The 10,017-nt window shown below is 38.1% G+C and carries 10 protein-coding genes; all 10 read right to left on the reverse strand.

Features of this window, described 5'->3' with window-relative positions:
* Nucleotides 1–279: 279 nt before the first annotated feature.
* The 10 genes from mntA to I0Q91_RS14455 all read right to left on the reverse strand — a co-directional run bounded on the left by mntA (nt 280) and on the right by I0Q91_RS14455 (nt 9,948).
* Entirely contained in the window at nt 280–696 is a 417-nt protein-coding gene (mntA, locus tag I0Q91_RS10405; RefSeq protein WP_270454464.1) for a type VII toxin-antitoxin system MntA family adenylyltransferase antitoxin, read from the reverse strand.
* A gap of 55 nt (nt 697–751) precedes the next feature.
* On the reverse strand, nt 752–1,018 hold the full coding sequence (locus I0Q91_RS10410; RefSeq protein ID WP_270454466.1) for a UPF0175 family protein: 267 nt from the start codon (nt 1,016–1,018) through the stop codon (nt 752–754).
* Between the two features lie 144 nt (nt 1,019–1,162).
* Complete coding sequence (locus I0Q91_RS10415; RefSeq protein WP_270454468.1) at nt 1,163–2,386, reverse strand: Zn-dependent hydrolase; 1,224 nt, start codon at nt 2,384–2,386, stop codon at nt 1,163–1,165.
* A gap of 349 nt (nt 2,387–2,735) precedes the next feature.
* Entirely contained in the window at nt 2,736–4,034 is a 1,299-nt protein-coding gene (locus tag I0Q91_RS10420) for an amidohydrolase (RefSeq protein ID WP_270454470.1), read from the reverse strand.
* A 69-nt stretch (nt 4,035–4,103) separates the two neighbouring features.
* Entirely contained in the window at nt 4,104–4,571 is a 468-nt protein-coding gene (locus I0Q91_RS10425; protein WP_270454471.1) for a hypothetical protein, read from the reverse strand.
* Nucleotides 4,571–5,458 (reverse strand): DUF3100 domain-containing protein, encoded by an 888-nt coding sequence (locus I0Q91_RS10430; protein WP_270454473.1) that lies wholly within the window; start codon nt 5,456–5,458, stop codon nt 4,571–4,573. The genes I0Q91_RS10425 and I0Q91_RS10430 overlap by 1 nt, the downstream gene beginning before the upstream one ends.
* Nucleotides 5,459–5,476: 18 nt before the next feature.
* On the reverse strand, nt 5,477–6,694 hold the full coding sequence (locus I0Q91_RS10435; protein ID WP_270454474.1) for a Zn-dependent hydrolase: 1,218 nt from the start codon (nt 6,692–6,694) through the stop codon (nt 5,477–5,479).
* A 14-nt stretch (nt 6,695–6,708) separates the two neighbouring features.
* Nucleotides 6,709–7,887: a M20 metallopeptidase family protein gene (locus I0Q91_RS10440; protein ID WP_270454475.1), complete on the reverse strand. Its 1,179-nt coding sequence runs from the start codon at nt 7,885–7,887 to the stop codon at nt 6,709–6,711.
* 33 nt (nt 7,888–7,920) lie between these two features.
* Complete coding sequence (locus I0Q91_RS10445; protein ID WP_270454476.1) at nt 7,921–9,210, reverse strand: serine hydroxymethyltransferase; 1,290 nt, start codon at nt 9,208–9,210, stop codon at nt 7,921–7,923.
* 177 nt (nt 9,211–9,387) lie between these two features.
* The gene (locus I0Q91_RS14455; RefSeq protein WP_270454477.1) at nt 9,388–9,948 is read right to left on the reverse strand and encodes a helix-turn-helix domain-containing protein; all 561 of its coding nucleotides are present in this window, start codon (nt 9,946–9,948) and stop codon (nt 9,388–9,390) included.
* Between the last annotated feature and the right edge of the window lie 69 nt (nt 9,949–10,017).

Here is a 10,017-nt window from a genome sequence, read left to right on the forward strand (position 1 = left end):
AACTTTACCATCAGTAATTTTCTCAGGCATAGCTTCCTCGCTTTCCCTTAATATAATTATATCATACTGCTGTTTTACTTACATAATCTTAATATACCTTTATTGGTATTATTTGTCAAGTGGTTTATTCTACTCTTATGATCAAAGCTAGAATCTCATTAACTTTAGCCAGCATTTATTACTGGATAAAAAAAGACCAGAGCTTATGGCCCTGGTAAGAAAGTTATTAAGAATATCTATCAAAAATTTGTTTTATACAATAATCAAAATCTTCAAGGTTTATCTAATTTCCTCCCTCAAACCTTCCTTGAAATCCTCCCTGAAACGTTTCATTTTTATCCTGTAATCAAAATAATACTTCAGGACATTTTCGATAAAATCTGCCGTTTTTATTTCATCCTGCTCATAGATCTTCTCGCCTTCTTTAATCACTTTATGTTTTAGCAAAATATTGCATTTATTAAGAGAGACAATATCGACTTCCTGGCCTATAATTTCCTCAATTTCAGCCTCTAAGTTCATTTGCTTTAAAATTTCAGGAGGTTTTGAAAATAAGATTCCGAGATCTATATCGCTGCGGTCATTCTCATAATCGGTGCCATGGGAGCCAAAGATATATACTGTATTGATGTTATTATGGTTTTTAAAGAAATTTATCAATTTATCTTGATTAGGAATATTAATTTCTCTTTTCATATCTTTTATCCCTCTTCCAAAAATAAATCACCTTAGAAGCTCAATTATTGTTTTATCAACTACCATACTCAATATCCTCTTCTAAATTTTCTTCATTATAATGCCTCTTTATTCCCCTTTTATTGAGTAAATCATGAAATTCCCACTTACTCATATCAGCTAATTCTCTGGCTTTCCCAAATGAAAGGATCTTTTCTTCATATAAAGCCAGAGCTAATTCCTCCATCAATCTTTCCTCTTTCTCGCTTTCAGGCAATTTCATGGCCTGATAGACATCTTCTGGTATATTCAATACAAACTTCTTATCTCCAGCCAGTTTCATAATAATCCCTCCATTTCAAAGGTTTAAATTTATATTTCTTATCTTCATTTTACCACATAAGACCACTATTTTCATTTATTCTATCTTCCACCCCGGGCTAGACCTGGCTGCGGATTGGGTTTTCCTGGACCTTTCCAGAAAACATTAATGTTTCTTGGGTTTATCCAGCCGCTTGATTGTTTCCAGGAGGACGTTGGCTCCTTTTTCGATATCCTCCCAGTCTGTCCATTCATCGGGGCTGTGGCTGATGCCGTCTTTACTGGGCACAAAGATCATGCCTGTCGGGGCTACTCCGGCCATCGGGCCTGCATGGTGGCCTGAGCCGCTGAGGATATCCATGTAATCATAGCCCAGGCTTTTAGCTGCGCTGGCTATCTCCTGCTGGACAGCTTTGTTGAGATAGGTGCTCTCTTCATAATAGGTCTCTTTAATTTTTAAGCCTTTGATATTAAGGTCTTCGATTGACTTGAAGACTTTATTGATATTTGCCTTTTCCATATCTCTGATCTCGATTAAAAACTCGACTTCATCTGGAATTATATTGACTGCGCCAGATTTCACCTTTATATCGCCAACTGTTACTACCATCCGGCCGCCGTCTTGATTGAGCTTTTTAACTGTTTTCTCAAGCTCCAGGATGATTCTGCTGGCCTTGATTAAGGCGTCGTCCCGGAGTTCCATCGGTGTTGTTCCTGAATGGTCGGCCCTGCCTGTCGTTGTGGCTCTGTATCTGGAGATGCCTACTATTCCATTGACGACGCCGATTGGTTTTTCCATCTCTTCTAAGACCTGACCCTGTTCGATATGGAGTTCCAGGAAGTTTTTGATTCTGCTGGTATCGACTGCTGAAGCTTCGAGTTCGGCCTCGCCAAGCCTGGCTGACCTTATCTGATTTAGCTCGTCGTATGAGAATTTGTCGCCGATAAAGGCCCTGCTCCCTAAATAAGGAGGATATTTTACCCCGGCCTCGCCATTAAAGACTGCTGCCACCAGTTTATGATTGCTCTGGTAGCCATTTTCTTTGAGCACCCTCAGGCATTCAACTGCTGCCAGCACCCCGAGGCTGCCGTCAAACAGGCCACCTTTGACGACGGTATCGATATGGGAGCCGATCACTATCATCTCATCGGTCTGGTTTTCGCCAGGGAATATGCCAAAGAGGTTACCGATCGGGTCTGTATAAGTCTCCAGCCCTGCCTCTTCCATCTGCTCCCTGACAAACTCCTCTGCCTCTGTGTAAACTCTGGTATATGGCAGCCTGGTGATGCCTTTGTCGCCGATTGGTATTTCTTTATTTTCATCACCGGCAAAGCCGAACCAGCCCAGTCTGATTATGTTGTTTTTGAGTCTATCTAAATTTATATTCATTAGCTTCCTCCTCCAACGAATTTTAGTCATGCCTACCTGATTTAGTCTTGCTTACCTGGAACAGTCATGTCTACCTAAGTTAATCTTGCTTACCTGGATTGGTCTCGTCTTTCTGAGTTAGTCTTGCCTGGACCTGCCAGGGAATGTTTTGGTTATTTTGTTTAATTATATCACAACCTGGTGATTGAGGCCAGAGATTAAGTCAACTGGGTATGATTAAGCCAGACTAACCGGGGTAGACTTTCTTAAAAACCATTAAATAAAGCCCAGAGTGAGAGAATATATTCTCTCACTCTGGGCTTTAAGCAAATATTAATACCTATAATTTTAAATTCTCATCTAGTTTAAATTAAATATCTGCCAGTAATTCAAGATATTCTTCTTTAGTTAGCTTGGGTTCATACTGATTAATTACTTTATTGGCCCTGGCAGCATCATCTACGAGTAAATCTATTAATGTTAGCGCCATTAATTTAGCTGATAAGATGTATGCTGTCTCAGGATCTTTCATTCTAAAGTTTCTGGTGTGAATATCTCCTTCTACACCACCAATAAATGGATGAAGTCCTGGCATGATATGTGTAATATCACCAAAATCAAAGGAGCCGGTAAAACTTACACCTCTGACTATTTCTTCTTCAGTAACAAGGCCATCAGTGTTTTCATGTAGAATATCATCTAAATTTTCATCATTTAGAAGGGGCATATAGCCTGGGATATCATTTATATCAACATCAGCACCTATAGCCATGCCACCGGCACGGAGGGCATTATTCACTTTTTTATTTGCCTCCATTAGAGCATCAATAGTCCGGCCTCTAACATAGGATTCCATCCTGACATCTGCTGGAACAATATTAACTATATCGCCACCTTTGGTAATTATCGGGTGGACTCTTATTCTATCCTCATCTTTAAAGGTCTCCCTCAGGGCATTAATATTATTAATCGCCAGCATTGCTGCATTGAGGGCATTTATTCCCTGATCAGGGGCACCACCGGCATGGGCTTCTTTACCGGTAAATTGAACTTTTTTACCAACAAAGCCATTACCACTAGGGCTAATTAAAACTTTTTTGTCCTGTAAATCCATCGAGTGGATCATCATTGAGATATCAATATCATCGAAATGGCCTCGTTTTATCATTTCCTGTTTGCCGCCAAGATAACTTATTTCTCCGTTTTCTTTTAAGTCCAAGCGATACTCTATCTCTACATATTCTTCAGCAGGGACTGCCATAAATTCAATCTGCCCTGCCAGTTGATCGAGTACTGACTGATCATTTAGGCCAAATGCGACACCAAGCATTGCTGCTGTTTGGATATTATGACCACAGGCATGGACGGCACCTGTTTTCGGGTCAGCATCAGGATGTTCTCTACAGATAACAGCATCCAGTTCTCCCATGACAGCAATTTGGGGACCTTTTTTTCCTGTGTCAAGGATCCCATTACATCCAGTAACTGCCAGGTTTTTCTCAGGGTTGAGTCCTAGCTTATCCATTTCATCAAAAACTAAATCTGTTGCAAAATTCTCTTTATAGCCGAGCTCCGGGTTATTATATATTTTCTCGCCAATTTCAATTATTTTATCTTTATTGGCTTCAATATTCTCTAAAGCTTTATTTTTCAGTTCTCTGATATTCAAATTATCACACCTCCAGTTTATAGTTAAGAGGCAGCCAATTTATCTGGCTGCCTGATTTTATAGGTAGATTTAAATAATTCCCTGCATTGTTAAAACAATATGTGCAACAATGGCTGAACCAAAGAAGGTCCCAACAAATACAAATATGGCAACGACAAAGACTTTCCAGCTTAGGGATTTTAGCTTCTGGATTTTGTTACCGACAGAAATACCGGCAAAGGCAAGAATTGGGGTAGTAGTCCCTAAAAATTCTATTCTATCAGTGTATTCAAGAAAGATATCCTGAGTGGGCATAAATGGCATTGAAAGTAATAGAGCTGCCAGTGATGCCCAGGCAAAGGCTGGAAATCGGATATTAGGAAAGGCATCTTTGATTATTAAAGCAAGCTGAGATAAAACTATGATCATTATCATCCCAGGTATTGCTTCAATAGCATCATGGCCATAACCAATTCTCTGTCCAACCAGGATCATAATACCAACTACTATTAATACTTTTAGCTGATTTATTATTTTTCTACCATCTAATTTACCCATTATTTATCCTCCTTCTTTTTGCCTCTTCCAAGGATGGGCTCAAGTTTATCATATAAGAAGTTTACTAGTGGTACTGCAACAAAAACTACAACATATAATCCTGTAACACCGGTAAGCATATTACTGGTTGCGGCATAGGCTAGAACTGTTTCTGACATTTCTGGTACTGCTTCAGCAAGAGAACCAGAACCAGCTGCCATCATACTGCCACTACCCATGCCTGTTCCCATAGCCAGAGCCAGTGGATGGAGTCCGGTAACAGTTGAGAATGCACCAAGTATTCCAAAAAAGATTGTACCAAAAACAGTACCTGTCAGATAGGTTCCCAATACACCTGTACCCTCAGGGGAATCTATTCCGTATTTTTCTCCGATAACTCCTAATGTCGGCTCACGGGCAATACTTACAGTTGCACCAACAGCCTCTCTTTTCATTCCTAATAATAAGGCTATCGGGAGTGATATAAAGATTGTACCTAAATTACCTAATTCCTGGAGTAATAATGCAGGTCCAGCTTCTATTATTGCAACTATATCAGGGCCGACTAAGGTTCCATACTTTACACCCAGGGGTAAAAGTGAAATCATTACTATTGGAGCTGCTAGTTCCATCACATCATCATCGACCAGTTCTCTTAATACTCCAATTTTTGAACCGAGCAAATCTGGAGTTATTGTCATTCCAATAACTACTGCAAAAAGCATTGGCAATAATACAACTTCTCCTGGTCCAAGCTCAAATTCCTGGGTACCTATAAATTCTGAAATGATTACAATTGCAAAAACAACTGCATAGATTTTAATGAAAATATTTAATCGATTATTAGTTTCAATGACTTCTGCTATAGTTTTGCCATTATTATTATTCTGTTTTTTATTTTCACTCATAAAATTTGACCTCCCTGTTTAATTCTTATTATCAAGCTTTTTAACTGTCTCAAGTATTAGATTTGCTCCTTTTTCAACATCCTGCCAGTCTGTCCATTCTTCAGGACTATGACTTATTCCATCCTTACTTGGTACAAAGACCATTCCAGCTGATGTTACTCTAGCCATTGGACTGGCATCATGGCCGGCTCCGCTTAGCATCTTAAGATAATCATAATTTAATGCTTCAGCTGCACCAGCTATTTCCTTTTGAACTTTCTTATCTAAATATACACCTCCTTCATGGAATTGTTCTTCAATCTCTAATCCTTTGACTTCAAGGTTTTCAATTGACTTTATAGCTTTATCAATATTTTCTTTTTCCATATCTCTTAATTCAATGGAAAATTCGGTTCCGCCAGGTATTACATTGACAGCACCAGGTTTAAGATTAAGCTGGCCAACTGTGCCTACCATTCGGCCATGATCTCCATTGAGTTCTTTAACAATTCTATTTATCTCTAAAATAACTTTGCTGGCTTTAAGAAGTGCGTCATCTCTCATATCCATTGGAGTTGTGCCGGCATGATTGGGTTTGCCTGTTACTAAAGCTTTATATCTGGATATACCAACAATCCCCTCAACTATGCCAATATTTTTGGCTTTCTCTTTTAAGACCTGCCCCTGTTCAATGTGAAGTTCAAGATAGTTTTTTATTTTTTCAGTATTTACTGCTGATTCTTTAAGCTCTTTTTCTCCAACTCCTGTATCTGCTAGCTCCTTTATTTCTTTATCAGAGAATTTATCACCAATAAAGGCCCGGCTACCAAGATAACCAGGGTATTTAACGCCTTCTTCTCCGGTAAATACTGCTGCTATAAGGTCATGATTGTTCTGATAGTTGTTTTCTTTTAGCACCCTTAGAGATTCTACTGCTGCCATCACCCCAAGGCTACCATCAAATAAACCGCCATTTATTACTGTATCTATGTGGGAACCGATTACGATCATTTCACCTTTTTCACTTTTGCCTGACAGCTTTCCAAATAAGTTTCCTGCTGGATCTTTCCATACTTTTAGTCCAGCTTTTTCCATGAGCTCTCGAACATAATCCTCTGCCTTTAAATAATCAGTGCTATATGGCAATCTGGTAATACCATTATCTCCAGCTGGTATTTCTTTATCTGGGTTGCCATCAAAACCGAACCAGCCCAATTCTATTAAATTATTTTTAAGCCTCTCTAAATTTATCTTCATTTAATTATTCCACCTCAACTATTTGAGTTAAAAAATTCGATAACAGCCTGGGCAAGTGAGCCGGCTCCAATCGGAATAGCAGTTTCATCAACATTATATTTTGGGTGATGCCATTGATGGACTATCCCCTCATCTTCATTTCTAACACCTAAAAACATGAAACAACCAGGGACTTCTTGCATATACATAGCAAAGTCTTCTCCACCACCGGTTGGTTCCGGTTCAATGAGACCATCTTCACCTGCAATTTTTTGAACAGCTTTTGCTGCATGTCCGGCCATCTCATTGTCATTAATAACTGCAGGCAAATCATTTATATATTCTATTTCAGCCTCGGTATCATGTGCTGCACAGGTGTTATTTACAATATTCTTTAATAGTTCAGGAAGTTGTTCCCGAACCTCAGGTTTAAAGGAACGGCCTGTTCCTGTCAGTTTTACTTCTTCAGAAATCACATTATTGGCAGTCCCACCATTAATTGTTCCAAAAGAAATTACTGCTGTTTCAAATGGGGAGATTCTTCTGCTAACTATTGTCTGTAAGTTTTGGATTATTGAAGAGGCGGCTACTATTGAATCTCTGGTATGATGGGGAATAGCACCATGACCACCCTCGCCTTTAATTGTAATTTTTATGGTATCTACTGCTGCCATTAACGGGCCATATTTAACACCTACCTGGCCAGCAGGTATATCTGGTTTTGTATGGAGGCCAAAGATGGCGTCAACATCAGGGTTTGAGAGAACTCCATCTTCAATCATTGCCTTTGCTCCTTTGTTTATTTCTTCAGCTGGCTGAAAGATAAATTTTACCTGGCCAGGTATCTCATCTCTTTTTTCACTTAAGAGCATTGCTGCTCCAAGCAGGGAGGTTGTATGGACATCATGGCCGCAGGCGTGCATTTTCCCTGGGTTTTCTGATTTAAACGGAATATCATTCTGTTCTTCAATTGGCAGGGCATCGATATCTCCTCTTAAAGCAACCACCGGTCCAGGCTTTTCTTTATTAAGAATGCCGACAACCCCTGTCTTTCCAACTCCTCTTGTAACATCAATATCATGTTCTTTTAAAATTTCTTCTATTAGATCTCCAGTCTCATGCTCCTCAAAGCTCAATTCAGGGTTCCTGTGAATTTTTCTTCTGATTTTTACTAGCTTCTCTTTTAAAGCCTGACTCTCTTCTCTTAGATTCATAATCAGTCCTCCCTGAAATAATTTTATTGGTAATTATTTAATATAATCTTCTATCAGTTCATTCTCCAGTGGAGATAGATATAAAGGATTTTTCAAGCAGAGTTCTTTGACTTCTGCTTTTAGTTCTTTCTGTTTTGTTTTATCAGAGGTTTTATTATCAGCTTCAATTCTCAATGCTTCTATTATTATATCTGCCAGCTTTTTTATATCTTCCTGGCCAAAACCACGTGATGTAACTGCTGCAGTTCCAATTCTTATTCCACTTGTAACTTTTGGAGATTTCTGATCATAGGGGATTAAGTTTTTATTTACAGTAATGCCAATCTCATTTAATATTTCTTCTGCTCTCTCACCTGTCAAATTCCAGGGGCATAAGTCGACTAGAAATAAATGGTTGTCAGTTCCACCTGAGACTATTCTTAAACCTGCATCATCTAGCAATTCAGCCAGATAATTTGTATTCAGGCAGATCTGTTGCTGGTATTTCTTAAAAACTTCAGTAGCTGCTATTTTAAAGGTTATTGCCTTGGCAAATATATTTTGAACTATCGGACCTCCCTGAACTCCTGGGAATACAGCTTTGTCAATCTTTTCTGCCCATTTATCTTTTGTCAGGATAAATCCACCTCTGGCTCCCCGGAGTGTTTTGGTTGATGTACTTGTTACTACATCTGCATAAGGGACTGGATTAAGGTGTTCTCCAGCTGCCACCAGACCGGCTATATGAGCCATATCTACCATTAATTTTGAACCAACTTTATCCGCTATTTCTCTAAACTTTTTAAAATCAATTTCCCTGGAATAGGCGCTGGCTCCAGCTATTATTAATTCTGGCTGATGTTTAGTTGCTTTTTCTTCAATTTCAGCAAAATCTATTCTTTCATCATCTTCTCTTACGCCATAAATTATAGAATTATAATATTCTCCAGTTATACTTACTTTACTGCCATGGGATAAGTGACCACCATGACTTAAATTCATACCTAAAATTGTATCTCCAGGCTCTAGCAAAGCCATGTAGGCTGCAAGGTTGGCATTTACTCCAGAGTGAGGCTGAACATTGGCGTGATCGGCATTAAATAGTTTGCATGCTCTTTCTATGGCCATTGATTCAATACAGTCTATATTTTCACATCCGCCATGATATCTTTCTCCTGGATAACCTTCAGCGTATTTGTTCGTAAAAATTGAACCCTGGGCTTTTAATATTGAGTTATACACAAAATTTTCTGAGGCTATTAACTCAATTGTATTTTCCTGACGGTTTAGTTCATTTTTCAGACAGCGACTGGCCTCTGGATCGATTAATGAAAGATTATCCATATAAACCCTCCTCTAATAAGCTAATAAGTAAAATTTAAAATATATTTTAATGAAATGTTCACTATACTTTAGTCTATTTTCACTTTACTATAATTAATCTTCTAGAAATATCTTTGAATTCCTTTAATCAATGATTAATTATTTATTTATCATGAGAAATTTCTGAATTTTGTCAAACTAAAATGATGGAGGGGTGACAACCCAGAGGCTGATAGAGGTAATATTACCTTCATTTTTATACGAGTGAAAATCTGAAGCTTTGTGATAAATAGAATCTCCTGCCTGAAGATGATATTTATCATCACCGACATAATATGTTAACTCACCTTGAATAATAAAGCCAAATTCTTCTCCCTCATGCTGGTGCTGCTCTTCACCGGAAGATGCCCCTGGCTTAACAGTGAGTAATAACGGTTCCATTTCTTTGCAGATGTCTGTTGTTAAAAGTTCGTATTTAATTCCTTCTTTTTTTGATCTGATAATCTCTTTTCTTTCAGATTTTTTAAGATGTTTTCTTTTTGAGCAGTCGTTATTAAATAAATCAGGGACTGTTATGTCTAATGCATCAACTATTTTTCTCAAAGAGCTGACGGTTGGACTATTTTTATTCCTTTCGACATTGCTTAAATAACCAACAGATAAACCAGTTAAATCAGATAATTTGGCCAGGCTATATCCCCGGCTCTTCCTGATATCTTTAATAGTTAAACCAATATTTTCATCACCTATTTTAATCACCCCCTAAATTAATATAATATTTATTATTAATATTATATCAAAAAGAAACTATTCTGACAATTTTTATTA

Origin of the sequence: Halonatronomonas betaini (assembly GCF_015666175.1) — a bacterium.
In the GTDB taxonomy this organism is placed as follows: Bacteria; Bacillota; Halanaerobiia; order Halanaerobiales; family Halarsenatibacteraceae; genus Halonatronomonas; species Halonatronomonas betaini.